This window comes from Yersinia vastinensis, assembly GCF_902726565.1.
GTDB classification, from domain to species: Bacteria; Pseudomonadota; Gammaproteobacteria; order Enterobacterales; family Enterobacteriaceae; genus Yersinia; species Yersinia vastinensis.
The window spans coordinates 115,214-133,238 of the sequence record NZ_CACVAF010000001.1 but is presented as its reverse complement, the minus strand read 5'-3'; the positions used below and the strand labels follow the sequence as shown (position 1 = coordinate 133,238).

The window sequence follows — 18,025 nt, the reverse complement described above, 5'->3', positions numbered from 1 at the left end:
GGCCCTGACGGTGCTTTCACACTTATTTCAATTTATAGTCAATAAATCAGCCAGTTACGGTACAATCCTCTTCATGATATCCAGTAAAGTGTTCACATCTTCTGGGCGCGTATTACCACTCTGACTATCAATGATTGAGCTATAAATATGCGGAATAATTTTTGTTACACCCGCATCCAACGCGATTTGCAGGATTTCCTCGAAATTCTCCAGATCAATGCCACCAGTGGGTTCCAGCCAGAAACCGGTAGCAGCGCACGCCTCCGCGACACAACGGTATTCTTCGATAGAATCCAGTCCATTCATCGGGAAGAATTTCACCGAGCTGCCGCCCATGTCTTTCAACATGGCAATGGCAGTAGTGACTGGGACAATCGCATCTTCTTGTTGTGAACTGAGCGGGCCAGTCGAAATTTTCACATATCCCACTGTGCCGGTAGGTGAAATCAAGCCGTTGACGACGGTATCTTTTTGGCCCAGCAAGGCACGACTAGTACCAACACCAGTAAATACCTGATTCACATGCTGTGGCTGAACCTGCTGCGAAATCTGGCTGACCATCGCCGATTGCTTCGGACAACCGGCACCCAGCCCGACGGACAGCGCATTATCGATAAGTGCGGCGTACTCACGCATGTCTTTGACTGCACTGTCGACATCCGGATAATTTTTCGATAATACGCCCACCAGCACATGGCCTTCCGCGGCCTGATAAATCTCTTTCGCATTCTCTTTTGAACCGGCCAGCACATTCAGGCATACCCGGTCACGGTAATAATTTGGCGTTAATTTCATGACTTAGGCTCCCTGAACCAAACGGTTAATGCAGGTATAAATGGTTTCAAGCTGTGATGACGTCACACTGCGTACATCGACTTCAATCTTGCCTTCGTTGGCTTTATAAGCGCGGAAATAAATTGCAATATCGCCATTTTTAAGTGCATCGACCAAATCGGGTGTCGAACGGCCAATTTTAGCTTCATCAAAACTGATTTCAGTGCGAGCAATATCGCGCCCAGCCGCATCCCACACCACTTTGGCTGAGACACCATCAATAGTATTCAACTGGCTGATAAATGGTGTCATTTTCGCGACCATCTGTTGGCCAGTCTCTTTCTCCAGCGTCATGTAGCTTTCAATGGCACGGGTCAGACCGAGAATACCCTCTTTGCCGACTTTCATGGCTCGACCAATACCGCTGGATTGCAACTTCACCCATTCAACATAAGTTTTCTTACCCAACACCAAGCCACTGGTTGGCCCTTCAATGGCCTTAGCACCGCTGTATATCACCAAATCAGCACCCATTTGGTAATAACACTGCAAGTCTTCTTCCGCCGCCGCATCAACAATTAATGGCAATTGATGCTTGCGAGCAATGACGACGGCCTGCTCAACAGAGAGAATGCTTTTTTGTACACAATGATGGGATTTTATATACAAGATCGCCGCAGTATTTGATGTGATAGCCGCTTCCAACTGCTCAGGTAAACACTCGTTGGCATAACCGGCCTCCACCACTTTACCGCCACCCAGCGTGACCATGGTATCGACTGGTGCACCAAAGTTAACGTTATGGCCTTTCGGCAGCACAATCTCATGAGGCACGGTACGTGGGGCAGCATGCAAGTTAACCAATAAATTGGCATCGTCTTTGACGATCACTGCCGCAACTGATTGAGCAATACCGGCAGAAGCACAGGCGACAACTACCGCGCTTTCAACATTCAGTAATTTAGCAATGTAAGCGCCGGTTTTATTCACCAGATCTTTCATTTCAAAGTAATGGTTCAGGCCCAGCTCCACAGCATCAACCACATCTTGCCGTGGCGTCGAAACCCCCAGCATCGTCATACGACCTGAAGCATTAATAACCTGCTTTAACTGGTATTTTTCATAGACTGAAGACATCTTTTAACTTCCCTTCGTCAGTTAATACTAAGTCACCGGCAACAAACGCAGCCAGTGGCACCAGATATTGTTCACCAGTAACCGATTTGCCCTCTGAATCACTGAAGACTTGAGGCTGCTGTTTCAGCTCAAAAATGGTCAAGTCAGCGTCATAACCCACACCCAATACCCCTTTATGGGTCAAACGCAGGGCCTGAGCGGCATTTTCTGTCACACAACGAATAACTTGCTCAAGGCTCAAACCGATGGAGAAAAATTTGGACATGACCGTTGCAAGGCTATGTACCGGCCCATTTAGACGGTTGCGACAATAAATATCGGAGCTGATAGTGTGCGGGTAAATGCCTTGTTTGATGGCAAGTTCTGCAACATCAAAACTGAAGCTGGCACTGCCGTGGCCAACGTCAAGTCGCACACCACGTTTAAGTGCACGTTGGATAGACTCACGCAACGTCCCCGCTGGCGTCAGAATCCGATTTGGCTTGCCATTGTAGCAATGGGTAATAATGTCACCCTGTGTTAATAAGTCGGCAATTTCATCCAGATCTGGCGGGTTATTGCCAATATGCACCATAAGAGGTAACTGATTATTTTCTTGTTGAATTTCTTTAGCGCGCACCAGTGGCTTGATGCCATTTTTACCCACCACACTGCTGCTCATACGCGCTTTAATGCCAATAATAAAACCGGGGTTGCGGGCAATTGCCTCACTGACCGCTTGCTTATCGATTTGCGTCATATCCGCTAATTCGTTTTGCGTCACAATGCCGGTTTTCGCAATATTCAAAAATGCGTAAACGTGGGTTTTTGCTGCCCTTGTTAAGCGGTAAAAATCATCCACATCATTGGAGCCGGTACTGCCTGCGTCAACGACCGTAGTGACACCACTGGCAACACCGACCAAATCAGCTTCATCATGATAAATCGGAGACGCTGGGTAACAGTGAACATGAGAGTCAATCCAACCTGCGCTGAGGTAATATTTCCCTGCCAAATCGATGATTTTTTTGGCTAGCTCAGAAGATGACTGAGTCTCATTAACTGACACTATTTTTCCATCATTAATGGCAATATCGACCTGACGGCCATCAACCAACGCTGCTCGTTTGATAATAAAGTCATGCATTATCTTTATTCTCCATTAAACATCTGGGTTAACGAGACGTTATTTGCGAAAATTAGGCAGGGTAAATATCCAGATATTTGGATATTTACCCTGTAGATTAAGAAATGGCGACTGGGAAAATAGATCCTAAAATCATCGCGCCAAGGATCGCGCCACCGGTAATAGGCTTATTCCACAGATAAAACAGTAATGCGCCAGCTAAAGAGCCAATTCCAATTGGAATTGATGCCGTAATGGCTGACAAAATAATCAATGGCCCCAAGAAACGACCAGATGAATTACCTGCGCCCATCATGACATCTGCACCGTAAGTCGAATTACTTTGGTTAATCGTAAATTTACGCGCCAAAATAATCAGATAACCGATGGCTAAACCAATAATCAGGCCAGTCACCAAAGAGGCAGCAAAGTTAGCGACAGGGAATACAAATCCCGCACCCAGTAATAATGCAGGCACACCCAGACCAACCCCCGTCTGAATGGCACCACCGATATCTAAAATACCCACCAGTGAGCCTTCAATAATACGGGCAAATAAGAAACTGGCACCAAACGCAGCCACTGCGCCATAAACACCGGTATCCATTCCCGCCCGTAACATCGAAACAAAGGCCACTTCGTTAAATGCACCGATACCATAAAGATAATACATATGGGTACCAGCAAATACGCCAGAGGATAATAATCCTACAAAGATCGGAAATGACCAGTCGGCATACCAGAAATTATTCTTGGTTTGTTCATCCATCATCAAGCTCCTCTCGCTGTGTTATTTTCCGCTCAATGCGTTATGAATAGTTTCAAGCCATACTGGTGCACTCAGACTGAATGACTCCAGGAATTTCATGTCGAATCCGCGGAAGAAACCACTGAGCACGAATAACAGAACAATGACTGTCATCATGATTTTAGTTACTTTATTCCAGCCGCTTTCTTCAACACCTTTACCAATTAAAATACCCAAAACCAGACCCGGTACGGCGTTGCCCATAATTAACTGTGCCAACCCACCAAAAATAGTGGCCCAGAAACCGGAACGTCGTCCTGCATCAATTGCAGCTAACCAGAAAATAACGGGCATCACGGTGTTAACCAGAATATTTGCCGCGGGGACCAATACTTTAATTGCTGTAACCTGTAATGCAGCTGGAACGGCTGATGCTGTGGTATTTAAGAAGCTGACAACAATGACACCAATAATCCCGCAGGCAATCGCCATTTTTTTCGGGTTATGCATGGTTTCCGCCACATTGCGATTTTTAATCATCAATGCTGCAGCACCCCAGTTAGGAATAATGCGGTGGTCAACGTCCTGAGTAAAAGCACCTGCGGCGACCGAAGAAGCCCAAGCGTTGAAGAAGAATCCAAGCCCAAAGGAGAAGTGCGAAGCGGGATCCCCCTCGCACGAGTTCAACTCGCCCAAGGTACGAAACGCACCCATTCCCTGTATGGTAGGCGCATGGAACATACGGGCGGCCCCAACGCCAACCCCCACGCCAACCAGTCCGCCGATAATAATCGACTTAAAAAGAATGATTAGAAACATCAGTATATCCTTTTCGCTAATCGCATTAACCTAATGTCTTGGTAATGCGGCTTCAAGAATGAAGGTTGCTCTGTTTTTATTTAGAAACGAAATCAACCTTATCTGTATTAATGATTGTCACGCTCACGGTAATATCGAGTTCAACGCTATATGTCTTTCTTTCCCGAGGCAGAAAAAAGAATAAAAACTTTTCATTTTTTACTGATAATTCTGCTTTTAATACTTTGACGTCCTGCGGTTCAATTCGCAGTAAAATATTTTGTGTCGACTTCAACACTGTATTTTGGACATGACCAAGTGCATTGGCGAAAGCTTTAGCTTTAGTATCGCCGTTGCCCTTTACCTGCACCTGGGTGGTATATTGCTCTTTCATTACGGTTGACCATATTTCTTGATATAGGCTTCCACTAATTTCTGCCCTAGCTCTTCTTTATCCATAAATCCGAAGCCCAATACCTTGCAGCCTTCGTTTATTGCTGTCACTCCTTCTTCGATTGAACGCATGCCATATTTTGCTTTGTAACCATATTTATTTTGCGCCGTAATTGCGCCTGCACCACCGCTACCACAGAATGAAATACCGAAGTCTGCCTTTTCGCTATTCATCACATCACCTAACTTCATATCTGCGGCAACACCGGGAATAACCACCACACGGCCACCGGCTAATTCAACACCCTGCCCAACTTTCTGGCCTTTTCCTAAACGGTCACCAATCACAACGGTAATTTGACTCATAGTCTCTTCTCCAGATCAGAATTTTATGGGTTATTATCTTTCGCGACTTCAAAATGCACTGACAGTAAATAAGCTTCCTCAATGGGTAAATTGGCAAACTTATCGACCACTTGTTGCGCCATGTTCATCGAATGAGCTGAAATCTCATCAAATAATGATTTATCCACTTCAGGTAATGGCTCACCCGTTATTGAGCGCAGCACCATGGCCCGAATATGTGATGTCAACATTTGCTGTTGTACGGCATTGGTGAAAATATTTTCGGCATTTAACATCGCGGTAATTTCAGTTAATACCCGCTCGGTGATGATAATGGCCTCTTCCATTCCAGGGTTCTCGGCTGCATTCAATGCGGCTACATCATTCACGCTGGCAATCCTCTATTCCTTGCTGCTACAACTTTCTGACTGCAAAGATAAGTTCGGTAATTTATCTGTCGTCCCTTGCCTCTGCGCTATGACATCACCCTACCTGCTAGTGGAATAGGTGTGTAGCGGCATTTTTTCCAGTTCAAAGTGGAAATGTCATGTGTCAGTGGGATCGCTTTCGCAAAATACCCATGTTAGATAGCTAACTTAATCATTAACAACAAAATAACTTTTATATAAATGTTCCGTGAAAGCCCGCAGTGGAAAAAAGTTCGTGATCCGGATCTCTTTCTTTTCTAGCCGGAAGCGCCTAATATCAGATTAATATTAAGCTATTTTCTAACACCCCCGCTCCTATGGCGCGGGGGTGTTGTTTTTATGTTTTGCTGAAATTGAATTGGAGAGTGGTATGACCAAGCCAACCATCACGATTAACGAGCTGGATGCTGAACGTTTGGATGCGTTACTGGCGCAACCGGCCTTTGCCGGTTCTGTGGTCGCAACAGCGCTCAATGAAGAACTGGATCGGGCAGAAATCCTGCCACCTAACGCCATTCCGGCGGATGTAGTGACAATGAACAGCCGCGTGCGTTTTCGCGATCTAAACAGTCAGGAAGAACACACTCGCACGTTGGTCTACCCTGCGTCGCTGAAAGACAGCAACGAGCAACTCTCCGTCATGGCTCCCTTAGGCGCTGCATTGCTCGGATTGCACGTCAATGACGAGATCAGTTGGAAATTGCCGGGTGGGGATGAAGCCCGCATTATCGTTCTGGAACTGTTATATCAGCCGGAAGCTGCTGGCGAATATCACCGATAAGTCATAAGTAGGAGAGTCACACTCCTATTGATAACTAAGCTAAAAGAGGGTAATCGCGCTTGCTATTACCCTTGATGGCTGGACAGTATTGAAATTAGCGGTATTTCTTATGGTAGGTATCGCGGGTGACTTTAAAGCCCTGCGCCGCTTTTTTAGCCTCATCCAGTTTGCCTTGATCCGCTAATGCTTTCGCCTGATCAATTTCGCCAATCAACAGATCCAAGCCGTGACGAAAGTCTTTCACCTCTGCACTGCCTTCTCCCAGACTTTTTAACTTCGTTGGGATACCTTTCTGCGCGTCCAAAGCAGCCGCACGCATCGCAGCTAAACCTTTATTCATCACATCAGTGGAGTCGGCTTTGAGCACCTTGCCATAATTCTCAGCAATAGTGTCCATGTTATCTGCCACGCTGGCCGCCAGCGCTACAGTACTGGCGCTGAGTAATACTGCTGCCATTAATGCCATCATTTTCTTACCCATGCTCACACTCCTTCCTTATATACCCTTGGTCTTCGACGTTGGGTAACGTTATTGTTATCAGATTATTAGTACATTGCTCATACTTAACATAGGCAATGGACGGCAAAACTGACAACGATTTTTTATTACCATTTGAAAAAAGCAGGAATTGTGAAAATAAGTCAAAGAAGTGAGCGGCTATACACCCGCTATCTTTCAAGACACGGAGTGGTGGGCTACCATCATTCACCCAACTCATTGGGTGAATGAAATTATCGTCACCTGCAACTCGAAACCTATTACGTATAGATAGGCAATAAGCAGCAATTTTTTCTCTGTTCTCCGCGATTAAAATAACACCCCATTGAGTCGTATCAGGATGCTTACTCCCGATTTTATCTTCTGGGATGCTAGTACCATTATAAGGAATTCGATCGCCGCTATAGGGGTAAAACCCACCCACTTCAGAATCCAATATAAATACGGCCAACTTATCTGACCTCCGTGCAATTTTCTGCCACGGCGCCTAACCAGCTTCATATTGTTGATTGTCGCTCATTAAAATTACGCCGCACTTGAGCACGAAAACTTCATAAAATAGTGCGCAAGCCCTGATCACGTTCTTCTCACTCAACCGCCCGTATTTCTACCGGCGGTATATGGAACGAGAATATAACAGGAGGGTTATTATTCGCCTGCAATCTTCATCGCAGGTAATAAAATAGAGCCACATTGAATGTTACTGCGGGTTTCAATATCACTGCCAATACTGACGATATTGCGCAGCATATCTTTCAGGTTACCGGCGATGGTTATTTCACTCACCGGATACTGAATTTCACCGTTTTCAACCCAGAAACCGGCCGCGCCACGCGAATAATCGCCAGTCACGGTGCTCACCCCTTGGCCCATCAGCTCAGTGACCACCAAGCCTTTGTCGAGCTGCTTGAGCATACCCGCAAAATCTTGCCCTTGGCCAGCAATACGCCAGTTATGGATGCCACCGGCGTGCCCGGTACTTTGTAGCCCCAATTTTCGGGCCGAATAACTGGTCAGCAGGTAAGTTTGCAGCACCCCATCCTTCACGATTTCTCGCTGTACGGTGCGCACACCTTCACTGTCAAATGGCGTTGAGGCCAAGCCACGCAGTAGATGTGGATGTTCTTCGATAGTCAGCCACTCTGGTAGAATTTGCTTGCCGAGGTGGTCAAGCAGGAAAGTGGACTTACGGTAGATATTGCCGCCGCTGATAGCCGAAACCAAGTGACCGAACAGACCGGTGGCAACTTCGGCGGCAAACAAAACTGGCGACTGCATGGTCGGTAATTTACGTGGTGACAAGCGGGACAAGGTACGACGAGCGCACTCTTCACCCACCCATTCCGGGCTGGCTAAATCTTCCATACGCCGGCCAATGGTGTAAGCATAATCTCGCTCCATATCACCATTGTGTTCAGCAATGACACTGCTAGAGAGTGAATGGCGGCTTGAGCAGTAGCTTTGCAGCATACCGTGGCTATTACCAAAGACCTTAATGCCATAGTGGCTGTTAAAACTGCCGCCTTCCGTGTTGGTAATCCGCTTATCTGCCTGTAATGCCGCTTGCTCTGCACGCGCAGCCAGCAAAATGCCCTGTTCGGCATCCAAATCGCTCGGATGGAATAAATCCAAATCGGGAGCATCGAAAGCCAACAATGATTTTTCAGCCGGGCCTGCATAAGGATCGGGTGAGGTATAGCGGGCAATATCCAGTGCCGCCTGAACCGTCCGAGCGACCGCATCTGGATTGAGGTCTGTGGTGGAGGCGCTGCCTTTGCGTTGCTGGTGATAAACAGTAATCCCCAGCGCACCATCGCTGTTGAATTCCACGTTTTCCACTTCACCAAAGCGAGTGCTGACACTGATTCCGGTGGTTTTGCTTACGGCAACTTCGGCCGCATCAGAACCCGCGCGGGCCAATTCCAAAGCCTGTGCAACTGCTTGTTCCAGCGTGTTACGCTGTTGTGCAACTTGAGTGACTACTTTCATCAGTCTGCCATAATTAATGAGATAATCGTTCAGGAAAGTGTCGTAATACGACGACTTACACGGATAAAATAGAGGATTCCATAGTTCTGAGTCTATCAGAGATCTTTGTACAATTTCGCAGAAAGCCAACAACCTGCTACGATTAGCCTCTTTTTAAGGAATTTGACCATGAACAAACAGCCCGAAGACTGGCTAGATGAAGTCCCAGAAGATAAAAACGACGATGATGATGAGATTATCTGGGTCAGTAAAAGTGAAATTAAACGTGACGCCGAAGCGCTGAAAGACTTGGGCACCGAGCTGGTTGAGCTAGGTAAAAATGCACTAGAGAAGATCCCATTGGATGAGGATCTGCTCGCGGCTATTGAGCTGGCGCAGAAAATCAAGAAAGAAGGCCGCCGCCGCCAAATTCAGTTAATTGGTAAAATGCTGCGTGCTCGTGATGTGGAACCGATTCAAACAGCATTGGATAAGTTGAAAAACCGCCATAACCAACAAGTTTCGCTGTTCCATAAACTGGAAACACTGCGCGACCGTTTGGTTGAAGAAGGTGATGATGCCATTCCAACCGTACTGGAATTGTATCCAGATGCGGATCGCCAGCAACTGCGTAGTTTGGTGCGTAATGCACAAAAAGAGAAAGCCGCTAACAAGCCGCCGAAATCATTCCGCCAGATCTTCCAGTACCTGCGTGAATTGGCAGAGAAGCAGCAGTAATCGGGCGGGGCCGGGTTTAACTCGGCTCCCGACTCAATAAAGTTCTCATCAGGCAATATTAAATCGTAAGCTACCTGCCAGCTCTTCTTCTGCCTCTTCCAACAACAGCACAATGGCCCCAAAACGGCGTTTCCGGCGGTGATTGAAATGGATAAATTCAATCTCTACCGGTAAAGCTATCTCGCCGGTCACCACATCCCACAACGCATCCAGATTGGCACCAAAACCTTCGTTCAGCGCAAACTGTTGAGAAAATGCGCGGTAAAATGCAGGAAGATCAGGTATATGGTCAAAATCGAATACCACTTTTACCATCTTCTTACTCCATCCGAATGAAATGCTTATAGTGATCCTGAGTCAGGTAAATCAGGCCATCATTGGAGTAAAGCAAACGATCAGTCCCACGATGCCCACAACGGTAATTGACATCTGCTTCACGCCAATTGCGGCCTTTAGCTTCAGGCAATTGGCGCTCACGGTTAGAAAATCTATCCCCACCAATCGCTCTCCCCGGCAAGACTTTGCACAAATTGCCTTCTTTGGGATTCCAACCCTTTTCACGCGCTTGCTGCTTGGTAATGTAAAAATCAGGTAGGCGATGATGTGCCTGCAAGTATTTTACGACTTGCTTGGGCTGGGTAAGTTGCTCAATAGAAACAGGAGCCGATGGCCGCGGGCGCTCCAAATCCGGCGACTGGCCAATATCACGAGCGGTGACACCATCAAAGCCTTGAAATGCTGCCACAGCCAGCAGCAATACCGCGCCCAGAATAGTGATAAGTCGTTTATTCATGGTTCTCCTTAACCCTTAGGCTTTCCATTACGGTTGTGCTGCTCATTGCGATAACCTACGTCGTATCGTCTGATTTATAAATTACCCAGATGCAGAGTTTTAACTTCCATAAACTCATCCAAACCCAGCACTGAACCTTCACGGCCAAGACCAGATTCTTTCACACCGCCAAACGGTGCCAGTTCGGTAGAGACCGAGCTTTCATTGACACCAATCATACCGCTTTCCAGTGCATCTGAAACTCGGAATACCCGTTGTAAGTTCTGAGTATAGAAGTAAGCCGCCAATCCGAATGGAGTGTTATTCGCCCGTTGAATGACCTCATCTTCTGTCTTGAAACGAAAACAAGCTGCCAGCGGGCCAAATGTCTCTTCTGAAGCCACTTTCATTTGCTCTGTTGCATCAGCAATCACCGTCGGTTGGAAGAAATTCCCTCCCAGTTCATGACGGCCACCACCGGCTAGCAACCGGCCACCTTTCTCAAGCGCATCTTTCACGTGGTCTTCCACTTTTTCAAGACCCGCAAGGTTGATTAGTGGCCCCATATTGACGTCTTTATCCATGCCATTGCCGACTTTCAGTTTTTTAACTTCAGCAGCCAGGCGGTTAACAAACTCGTCGTAAATACCATCCTGAATATAGAAGCGGTTGACGCAAACACACACCTGCCCAGCATTGCGGAATTTACACGCCATAGCACCGGCAACTGCGGCATCCAAATCTGCATCATCAAACACGATATAAGGCGCGTTTCCACCCAGTTCCATAGAGATTTTCTTCATGGTAGCGGCGGCATTACGCATCAAGGTTTTACCGACTTCAGTCGAGCCGGTAAAGGAGATTTTACGTACTTCAGGACTGGCCATGATGGCGTCGCTGATAGCATGGGTATCGCCCGCCACACCATTAAGAACACCCGAAGGTACACCGGCCTGTTCTGCCAATGCCAGCAACGCAAAGGCGGATAACGGCGTATTGTTCGCAGGTTTAATCAAACCGGTACAACCGGCTGCCAACGCGGGCCCCAATTTACGGGTGAGCATCGCCAGTGGAAAGTTCCAAGGGGTGATGGCAGCGACGACACCAACCGGCTCGCGGGTTGCCAGAATGCGGGCACCTTCTTTGGCGGGTGGAATGATTTCACCGTTGGCACGTTTAGCTTGCTCACTAAACCATTGAATAAAGCTGGCGGCATAGGCGACTTCGCCTAAAGCTTCTTTCAATGGTTTACCTTGCTCAGACACCATCAGCTCTGCTAATGATTGCTGGTGCTCCATTATCAATAGATACCAACGTTGTAAAATCTCGGCACGCTGTTTGGCTGGGGTTTTACGCCAAGCGGGGAATGCTTCGCTGGCCGCTTTAATGGCGGCTTCTGTTTCCGCTCGGCCGGACTTCGCCACTTTCGCCACCAATGCACCCGTGGCGGGATTATGGACATCAAAAGTATCCTGCGCCTGATGCCAAGCACCGCCGACAAAATAGCCGATATGGTAAACACCGTCGCTGTGTTGCTGAGATTGTAATGGATTGCGTAATGGGTTTTGTGCTGACATCTTGTCGACCTCCTGAGGGAAATGATGCCCCCCATCAATGGAGGGCGAGGAAGGATGGTTCCAGATTTAGTATAGCCCTTGAGAAAGCGATGGGAACAACTTAGCGCCCTTCAGCCCGCGATTATATCAGCGCACTCTGATAACGGTGTAGCATATCCGCCAGCCGTTTCACCGGACGAGTAACGGAATCAGGAGACTGATAATCAATTAGTTTTTGTTGATATTGGTCCAGTTCCTGCAACAGCCGGGCGAAGTAATAGCGCCGCTTCTGCGAATTTTTCGCATTAATTACTCTATCAGCGGTGTAGCGAATTTGCTTATGGAAAGCACTCAATTGCGCATTCTCCGGAATCTCGGTGCCATGGAGTCGTTGATGGGCGATGATTAACGTTAAAGCCAATCGGTACTTATCAATATCACCGGGGAACATCATCAATAACTGATTGAGTTGCTGATATAGAGCCGGTAAATGATTTTCACTGCGTCGAGCTTTATTGGTCGTCAGGGCAGATACAGCGCTGTAAACAAAGCGATTTAGTAGCGTTCTACCCGTTCTGTCCTTGGCATTGTCGCGTATCAGCAGCAACACAATCAGAGACACGAAGCAGCCGACAATTTGGCCTAATGCGCTATCGAGGAATAGGCTGACATTAAATTCCATCGGGTTACTCAGCACCATAATATTGATGGTACTGGCTAACGTCCCAAGAGATCCCAACCGCCGCTTCTGCACTTCAATACCAATAATAAAGGCCAGCAGCCCTAAACTGATACACAGCAGCAACATGCTCTGCTGAGTCGCGGGAATGATAAACATAAAATACAGCGCCCCAATAGGCAGCGCCATAACCACCCCCAGCAAGAAATCTATCGCCACCATTCGCGGATTAGGGGTGCGCATTGCCAGCGAGGTGACCACCGCAATCATCACCATACAACCAGCACCAGAAGTCCAGCCTGTCCACAGCCAAAACAGCCCACCAATTGCGGTAGCAATCCCTGTGCGCAGGCCGTTAATCATCGCGTGATGGCCTTCGGCTGAAACATGTTTAACCGGCACGTCTCCGGCCAGAATATCCTCTTCTATCCGGCTGATGCTGCTGTTGGTATGAATCCCTTTCGACAGTAATAAATAGCGGGTTGCGGCCCCTACCCAACTGCTAATGGTATGGGGAATCGTCTCACTGTGGCTGGCACCAATAAATTGGCGCAGTTTTTTCATCCGCTGATGAATCTCTGTCGGTGTTTGTGCCGGTTCGCTCAGCAGAGCTTTTAATTCAGCAGTTAATATATCGGGGTGATTGACAAGCACCAGATAGGTTTCACACGCCTGGGTTATCAGTGCCAATGACTCGGTATGCAACACCCGTAAACGGCGATTACACCGCTGCCAGCGGGATGACTCCATCATCAAGTAACTGCGCATCCCATTAAGGGCGGTGGTATTTTTGACTAAATCATTCCATGCACGATCGATATCTGTTTTTTCTGCTTGATGTATGCACAGTTGCAAAAGTTTGTATTGATCCACCAAAACCTTGTCGACTAAACGATCAATATCTTGCTTGATAGATCGTGGTGAAAACAGCAGGTCAGCCATGACCGCACAAACGATCCCCAGCACTATCTCACTACAACGCTCTACCGCAAATTGAGGAGTAAGGAGTGGCGTTTCACCGGTTGTCACAATGATGATCAGTGCGGTATACCCAGCCAAACCAAAGGCATAGGAGTTTTCAACGCGCACCAATGATGAGATCCAAGTGCAGACCCCAGCCCATAGACAGCAAAGCATCAGAGTCAACACTGGCGCTCTGATGGTCAGAACAATGATAATCAGACCGCCAATACAACCGATAAATGTCCCGATAATACGCAGCCAGCCACGGTGGCGAATGGCGCCAGAGAACGGTTCACCACCCGCCGCAAACGCTGGACCAGCAGCAACTATCGCCGCGGTTAACACTGACCAACGTGGCGTTTCCAATTGCAAATGAAAGCCCAAAAACAGCGCTGCCACAATGGCAAAACTGAGCTTGAAAGCAAAGCGCAGGCGGATAAAGGTCGGGCTACTCATCTTAGCCAAACTCGCGCAGACGATGCATCAACTTAACAATGGGTGATGCCTGATTCGGATCGCGATCATTCGAGCCAGTGATAACCACAGTGGCGGTAGTCCCTGCTGGATAAGGGTGCTGCTGATCCTCATCATCCAGCCGAATTTTTACCGGCACACGTTGTGCCAGACGTACCCATTCCAAATTATTATCAATGGTTGCCAACCCTTTACTATCAACACTACTGCTGCTATTCGTGACCCCCGCCGAGATACTGTCGACGGTGCCATGCAAAATACGGTTACTACCAAGCGGCGTAATTTCTGCCCTATGCCCCGGTTTTACGCCTTCCAGCTTGGTTTCTTCCAAATAGGCTAAGATATAGAAAGTGTCTTTTTTGACCAGAGCCACCGCCGTGGCTCCCCGGTTAATAAACTCTCCAGCATGGACATTCAGGTTGGTCACCCAACCTTCCGCGGGAGCACGCACGATGGTACGTTCCAGGTCAAGTTTAGCTAAATCGCGCACCGCGATTGCTTTTGCCAGTTGATGACGAACGGTTTGCAGCACATTACTGGATTGGTCAATCTCCTCTTGGGACAGTGCCTGAACCCCCAAACGTTGGCGTCGACCCGATTCGCGCTGTTTCTCAGCTGCCAATGTTTGGTAATAGGCAACATCGGCTTGCGCTTCGGCCAATGCCTGTTCATAGCGCGGTTGGTCGATGACAAATAGAATTTGGCCTTTCTGCACCAGTTGGTTGTCTTTGACGGGAACATCCGTCAGTAGCCCGCTGACGTCCGGTGCAATAGCAACGACATCTGCGGTAAATTTTGCATCACGGGTCCAAGGCGACTCAGTGTAAAAGGCCCAAACCTTGAAAATAGCAACGATAGCCAGTAAAACCACCAATAAGGTGATGCCGATGCGGATTATTTTTAATAAAAAAGTACTCACGGCGACCTCAGGAAAAAAGACGAGATATTAAATAGAAAAGACAACCATACAGTGCGGTATTAAAGAGTGCCGGGTGCCAGACAAACTCGTAAATACCTGTAGGTTGCAACACACGACGCAAGGCAAAAAAAAGTGCCAGAGAGAGAAGCAGCTCAACAAATATCGGTGGAAAAGAGAGGCCAAAAATCACCATCACCGGAAGCAAACTCATTCTTTAAATCCTCTCTGTTATACACTTGAGTGAATAATCTTATCGTTAGCTGAAAGACTTCCAACCACAACAACCACAGCTAAAAGCAGCAGCTATTAGACTGACTTATAGGTTAAACTTGATTGATTAGTATGACTGCGACTTGGACGAGGCGAGGTAACACTTCGGCTACGCGGCTTTCAAACTTCGGATTATTCTCCCGACAGCAGTATATTAGCCTGCTTATTATCAAGTTATCTACAATGTGTGATCTAAATCACTTTTAAGCCAGAGTTAACAATCCACATAGAGCAAACAATGGAAAGATTAAAACGCATGTCAGTGTTTGCCAAAGTCGTTGAGTGCGGCTCCTTTACGGGGGCGGCACGGCAGCTGGCAATGAGTGTTTCGTCGATAAGCCAGACGGTATCAAAACTGGAAACAGAGCTGAATGTTAAGTTGCTTAACCGCAGTACACGGCGTATTGGTTTGACCGAAGCGGGCCGAATTTATTATCAGGGTTGCCGACGAATGTTGCAGGAGGTGCAGGAAGTCCATGAACAGCTCTATGCATTTAACAACACGCCGACGGGAACATTACGAATTGGCTGCTCATCAACGATGGCACAAAACGTACTCGCCACCATGACCGCTGAGATGCTGAAAGAATATCCCGGGCTTTCTGTTAATTTGGTGACGGGAATACCGGCACCTGATCTGATTGCTGATGGGTTGGATGTGGTTATTCGTGTCGGGGCTTTACAAGACTCAGGGCTATTTTCCCGCCGCCTTGGCTCAATGCCAATGGTAGTCTGTGCTGCTAAAAGCTATTTGGCACAGCACGGCACGCCAGAAAAACCGAGTGACATGACTAACTTTTCGTGGCTGGAATACAGTGTCAGACCAGACAGTAATTTTGAATTAATTGCACCGGAAGGTATTACCACACAGATATCCCCGCAGGGCCGTTTTGTGACCAACGACTCTCAAACCATGATCCGTTGGCTCAACGCTAGTGCGGGTATTGCCTATGCACCCTTAATGTGGGTCATTGAGGAGATCAAACGTGGTGAAGTGGAAGTTCTTTTCAAAAAATACCATTCTGACCCACGCCCGGTTTATGCACTGTATACCGAGAAAGACAAAATGCCATTGAAAGTCCAAGTCTGTATCGACTATTTAACGGAGTATTTTAAACGGGTTGCTGAGGTCTATCAGGGTTACCGATAAATTCAACGTACTTATTTGGTGCTCAGTTAGGACTAAACTGAGCACCAAAATGCTGAATCTCTTCTTACGCTGTGCCACCTACGGTCAGGTTATCCAGTTTCAGAGTGGGCTGACCGACACCCACAGGCAGACTTTGACCTTCTTTGCCACAAACACCGACACCTTTATCCAGCGCCAGATCGTTACCGACCATAGAAATCTGCTGCATAGCTTCAATACCAGAGCCAATCAAAGTTGCCCCTTTTACCGCGCTAGTAATTTTGCCTTTCTCGATTAAGTAAGCCTCCGAAGTGGAGAAGACAAACTTACCGGAGGTAATATCCACCTGACCACCACCAAAGTTCGGTGCGTAAAGGCCATATTCCACACTAGCGATTATCTCTTCAGGTGTTGATTTACCCGCTAACATATAGGTATTGGTCATGCGCGGCATCGGTAAATGTGCATAAGACTCACGGCGACCATTACCGGTCGGCGCAACACCCATCAAGCGAGCATTGAGTTTATCCTGCATATAGCCTTTCAGAATACCATTCTCAATCAGCACGTTGTACTGGCCTGGCACCCCTTCATCGTCAATGGCTAATGAGCCTCGGCGACCTTGCATGGTGCCGTCATCCACCACCGTACATAATTCTGAAGCCACCAACTTGCCCATTTGCCCACTGAATACGGAACTGCCACGACGATTGAAATCACCCTCCAACCCGTGTCCCACCGCTTCGTGCAGCAGCACGCCCGGCCAACCTGCACCCAGCACCACCGGCATCGCACCCGCAGGAGCTGCAATGGCGGACAGATTAACTAATGCCATTCTGACGGCTTCATGAGCAAAATTATCGGCGCGCACTTCACCATCAACAATTTCCAAGAAGTAGTCATAACCAAAACGACCACCGCCGCCGCTCGCGCCGCGCTCACGCTTGCCATTCTCTTCAACCAGAACACTGACAGACAGGCGCACCAGTGGACGGACATCTGCCGCCAAAGTACCGTCAGTGGCTGCCACCAAAATCTGCTCATAAACCCCCGTCAGACTGGCGCTCACTTCTTGCACCCGCTTATCAGCAGCACGAGCGACTTTGTCGACTCTATGCAACAAGGCGATTTTGTCTTCCCGAGAGAGACTTTGCAGTGGGTCGAGCAAAGGGTAAAGCGCCCGATGGGAGATTTCGCCCAAGGTATGCACTTTACCGTTGCCAGTGTCGCGCACAATACTGCGCGCGGCGTGGGCACTTTGCTGCAAGGCATTCAGGGTGATTTGGTCTGCATAGGCAAAACCGGTTTTTTCCCCGCTAACCGCACGCACCCCCACACCCTGATCAATATTGTAAGAGCCATCTTTAATGATGCTGTCTTCCAACACCCAGGCCTCATGGTAGCTGGACTGGAAATACAGGTCAGCATAATCGAGGCGGCGCTCGGCCAACTGCCCCAATACTGAGAACAAGTCCTGATGGTTCAGCTTGTTAGCAGCGAGTAACTGCTCACTGACAAACGAGAGGCTCATAGTTTTCACTCTTTATTT

General features: G+C 47.9%; 20 protein-coding genes and 1 pseudogene. 3 read left to right on the top strand and 18 right to left on the bottom strand.

Going from position 1 to position 18,025, the window contains the following annotated elements:
- Window positions 1-54: 54 nt before the first annotated feature.
- From dagF to HUZ92_RS00535, 8 genes are all read right to left on the bottom strand, one after another.
- Window positions 55-795, bottom strand: a complete 741-nt coding sequence (gene dagF / locus HUZ92_RS00570) for a 2-dehydro-3-deoxy-phosphogluconate aldolase (protein ID WP_050295995.1) — start codon at window positions 793-795, stop codon at window positions 55-57.
- A gap of 3 nt (window positions 796-798) precedes the next feature.
- Entirely contained in the window at window positions 799-1,911 is a 1,113-nt protein-coding gene (locus tag HUZ92_RS00565; protein WP_050295996.1) for a DgaE family pyridoxal phosphate-dependent ammonia lyase, read from the bottom strand.
- Window positions 1,895-3,037: an amidohydrolase/deacetylase family metallohydrolase gene (locus tag HUZ92_RS00560; protein WP_145580118.1), complete on the bottom strand. Its 1,143-nt coding sequence runs from the start codon at window positions 3,035-3,037 to the stop codon at window positions 1,895-1,897. Before HUZ92_RS00560 ends, HUZ92_RS00565 begins: the two co-directional genes overlap by 17 nt.
- Before the next feature lie 97 nt (window positions 3,038-3,134).
- Window positions 3,135-3,785, bottom strand: a complete 651-nt coding sequence (locus tag HUZ92_RS00555; RefSeq protein ID WP_025376851.1) for a DUF4310 family protein — start codon at window positions 3,783-3,785, stop codon at window positions 3,135-3,137.
- Window positions 3,786-3,806: 21 nt separating this feature from the next.
- Window positions 3,807-4,583 carry a DUF4311 domain-containing protein gene (locus HUZ92_RS00550; RefSeq protein ID WP_004710975.1) on the bottom strand — a complete coding sequence of 259 codons (777 nt, stop codon included), beginning with the start codon at window positions 4,581-4,583 and terminating at the stop codon, window positions 3,807-3,809.
- 76 nt (window positions 4,584-4,659) lie between these two features.
- Complete coding sequence (locus HUZ92_RS00545; RefSeq protein WP_050100603.1) at window positions 4,660-4,956, bottom strand: DUF4312 family protein; 297 nt, start codon at window positions 4,954-4,956, stop codon at window positions 4,660-4,662.
- Window positions 4,956-5,321 carry a glycine-rich SFCGS family protein gene (locus HUZ92_RS00540; protein ID WP_050100601.1) on the bottom strand — a complete coding sequence of 122 codons (366 nt, stop codon included), beginning with the start codon at window positions 5,319-5,321 and terminating at the stop codon, window positions 4,956-4,958. The genes HUZ92_RS00545 and HUZ92_RS00540 overlap by 1 nt, the downstream gene beginning before the upstream one ends.
- A 23-nt stretch (window positions 5,322-5,344) precedes the next feature.
- Entirely contained in the window at window positions 5,345-5,689 is a 345-nt protein-coding gene (locus HUZ92_RS00535; protein WP_050100600.1) for a glycine dehydrogenase, read from the bottom strand.
- 409 nt (window positions 5,690-6,098) lie between these two features.
- Between HUZ92_RS00535 and rnk the strand changes: the two genes are divergently transcribed.
- Window positions 6,099-6,509, top strand: coding sequence for a nucleoside diphosphate kinase regulator (gene rnk / locus HUZ92_RS00530; RefSeq protein ID WP_050100757.1), 411 nt, complete (start codon window positions 6,099-6,101; stop codon window positions 6,507-6,509).
- A 94-nt stretch (window positions 6,510-6,603) separates the two neighbouring features.
- On the opposite strand, the gene cybC is transcribed toward rnk, so the two are convergent.
- The 3 genes and pseudogenes from cybC to pmbA form a co-directional block, all read right to left on the bottom strand.
- Window positions 6,604-6,990 (bottom strand): cytochrome b562, encoded by a 387-nt coding sequence (gene cybC / locus HUZ92_RS00525; protein ID WP_050100599.1) that lies wholly within the window; start codon window positions 6,988-6,990, stop codon window positions 6,604-6,606.
- 292 nt (window positions 6,991-7,282) lie between these two features.
- Window positions 7,283-7,570, bottom strand: a pseudogene (locus tag HUZ92_RS00520) (hypothetical protein); the annotation flags it as partial.
- Window positions 7,571-7,656: 86 nt separating this feature from the next.
- Window positions 7,657-8,997 (bottom strand): metalloprotease PmbA, encoded by a 1,341-nt coding sequence (gene pmbA / locus HUZ92_RS00515; protein ID WP_145580119.1) that lies wholly within the window; start codon window positions 8,995-8,997, stop codon window positions 7,657-7,659.
- A gap of 168 nt (window positions 8,998-9,165) precedes the next feature.
- Here pmbA and yjgA point away from each other — a divergent pair, with 168 nt between their 5' ends.
- Window positions 9,166-9,714 (top strand): ribosome biogenesis factor YjgA, encoded by a 549-nt coding sequence (yjgA, locus tag HUZ92_RS00510; RefSeq protein WP_050100592.1) that lies wholly within the window; start codon window positions 9,166-9,168, stop codon window positions 9,712-9,714.
- A 48-nt stretch (window positions 9,715-9,762) separates the two neighbouring features.
- On the opposite strand, the gene HUZ92_RS00505 is transcribed toward yjgA, so the two are convergent.
- From HUZ92_RS00505 to aaeX, 6 genes are all read right to left on the bottom strand, one after another.
- On the bottom strand, window positions 9,763-10,029 hold the full coding sequence (locus tag HUZ92_RS00505) for a barstar family protein (protein WP_032911556.1): 267 nt from the start codon (window positions 10,027-10,029) through the stop codon (window positions 9,763-9,765).
- 4 nt (window positions 10,030-10,033) lie between these two features.
- Window positions 10,034-10,507 (bottom strand): ribonuclease, encoded by a 474-nt coding sequence (locus HUZ92_RS00500; protein ID WP_050100590.1) that lies wholly within the window; start codon window positions 10,505-10,507, stop codon window positions 10,034-10,036.
- Window positions 10,508-10,581: 74 nt separating this feature from the next.
- Window positions 10,582-12,063 (bottom strand): NAD-dependent succinate-semialdehyde dehydrogenase, encoded by a 1,482-nt coding sequence (locus HUZ92_RS00495; RefSeq protein WP_050100588.1) that lies wholly within the window; start codon window positions 12,061-12,063, stop codon window positions 10,582-10,584.
- A gap of 121 nt (window positions 12,064-12,184) precedes the next feature.
- Window positions 12,185-14,140: a p-hydroxybenzoic acid efflux pump subunit AaeB gene (gene aaeB, locus HUZ92_RS00490; protein ID WP_145525246.1), complete on the bottom strand. Its 1,956-nt coding sequence runs from the start codon at window positions 14,138-14,140 to the stop codon at window positions 12,185-12,187.
- A 1-nt stretch (window position 14,141) separates the two neighbouring features.
- A complete protein-coding gene (gene aaeA, locus HUZ92_RS00485; protein ID WP_050100583.1) occupies window positions 14,142-15,077 on the bottom strand; it encodes a p-hydroxybenzoic acid efflux pump subunit AaeA in 936 nt (311 codons plus the stop codon).
- Between the two features lie 7 nt (window positions 15,078-15,084).
- Window positions 15,085-15,288 (bottom strand): p-hydroxybenzoic acid efflux pump operon protein AaeX, encoded by a 204-nt coding sequence (gene aaeX / locus HUZ92_RS00480; protein ID WP_050100582.1) that lies wholly within the window; start codon window positions 15,286-15,288, stop codon window positions 15,085-15,087.
- A gap of 297 nt (window positions 15,289-15,585) precedes the next feature.
- Here aaeX and aaeR point away from each other — a divergent pair, with 297 nt between their 5' ends.
- Window positions 15,586-16,497 (top strand): HTH-type transcriptional activator AaeR, encoded by a 912-nt coding sequence (aaeR, locus tag HUZ92_RS00475; protein WP_145580120.1) that lies wholly within the window; start codon window positions 15,586-15,588, stop codon window positions 16,495-16,497.
- Between the two features lie 64 nt (window positions 16,498-16,561).
- On the opposite strand, the gene tldD is transcribed toward aaeR, so the two are convergent.
- Window positions 16,562-18,007, bottom strand: coding sequence for a metalloprotease TldD (gene tldD, locus HUZ92_RS00470; RefSeq protein ID WP_050100577.1), 1,446 nt, complete (start codon window positions 18,005-18,007; stop codon window positions 16,562-16,564).
- Window positions 18,008-18,025: the final 18 nt, after the last annotated feature.

Excerpts from the sequence above, each read along its gene's own strand:
- dagF (WP_050295995.1), bottom strand. The coding sequence starts at position 795 with ATGAAATTAACGCCAAATTATTACCGTGACCGGGTATGCCTGAATGTG.
- HUZ92_RS00565 (WP_050295996.1), bottom strand. The coding sequence starts at position 1,911 with ATGTCTTCAGTCTATGAAAAATACCAGTTAAAGCAGGTTATTAATGCT.
- HUZ92_RS00560 (WP_145580118.1), bottom strand. The coding sequence starts at position 3,037 with ATGCATGACTTTATTATCAAACGAGCAGCGTTGGTTGATGGCCGTCAG.
- HUZ92_RS00555 (WP_025376851.1), bottom strand. The coding sequence starts at position 3,785 with ATGGATGAACAAACCAAGAATAATTTCTGGTATGCCGACTGGTCATTT.
- HUZ92_RS00550 (WP_004710975.1), bottom strand. The coding sequence starts at position 4,583 with ATGTTTCTAATCATTCTTTTTAAGTCGATTATTATCGGCGGACTGGTT.
- HUZ92_RS00545 (WP_050100603.1), bottom strand. The coding sequence starts at position 4,956 with ATGAAAGAGCAATATACCACCCAGGTGCAGGTAAAGGGCAACGGCGAT.
- HUZ92_RS00540 (WP_050100601.1), bottom strand. The coding sequence starts at position 5,321 with ATGAGTCAAATTACCGTTGTGATTGGTGACCGTTTAGGAAAAGGCCAG.
- rnk (WP_050100757.1), top strand. The coding sequence starts at position 6,099 with ATGACCAAGCCAACCATCACGATTAACGAGCTGGATGCTGAACGTTTG.
- cybC (WP_050100599.1), bottom strand. The coding sequence starts at position 6,990 with ATGGGTAAGAAAATGATGGCATTAATGGCAGCAGTATTACTCAGCGCC.
- pmbA (WP_145580119.1), bottom strand. The coding sequence starts at position 8,997 with ATGAAAGTAGTCACTCAAGTTGCACAACAGCGTAACACGCTGGAACAA.
- yjgA (WP_050100592.1), top strand. The coding sequence starts at position 9,166 with ATGAACAAACAGCCCGAAGACTGGCTAGATGAAGTCCCAGAAGATAAA.
- HUZ92_RS00505 (WP_032911556.1), bottom strand. The coding sequence starts at position 10,029 with ATGGTAAAAGTGGTATTCGATTTTGACCATATACCTGATCTTCCTGCA.
- HUZ92_RS00500 (WP_050100590.1), bottom strand. The coding sequence starts at position 10,507 with ATGAATAAACGACTTATCACTATTCTGGGCGCGGTATTGCTGCTGGCT.
- HUZ92_RS00495 (WP_050100588.1), bottom strand. The coding sequence starts at position 12,063 with ATGTCAGCACAAAACCCATTACGCAATCCATTACAATCTCAGCAACAC.
- aaeB (WP_145525246.1), bottom strand. The coding sequence starts at position 14,140 with ATGAGTAGCCCGACCTTTATCCGCCTGCGCTTTGCTTTCAAGCTCAGT.
- aaeX (WP_050100582.1), bottom strand. The coding sequence starts at position 15,288 with ATGAGTTTGCTTCCGGTGATGGTGATTTTTGGCCTCTCTTTTCCACCG.
- aaeR (WP_145580120.1), top strand. The coding sequence starts at position 15,586 with ATGGAAAGATTAAAACGCATGTCAGTGTTTGCCAAAGTCGTTGAGTGC.
- tldD (WP_050100577.1), bottom strand. The coding sequence starts at position 18,007 with ATGAGCCTCTCGTTTGTCAGTGAGCAGTTACTCGCTGCTAACAAGCTG.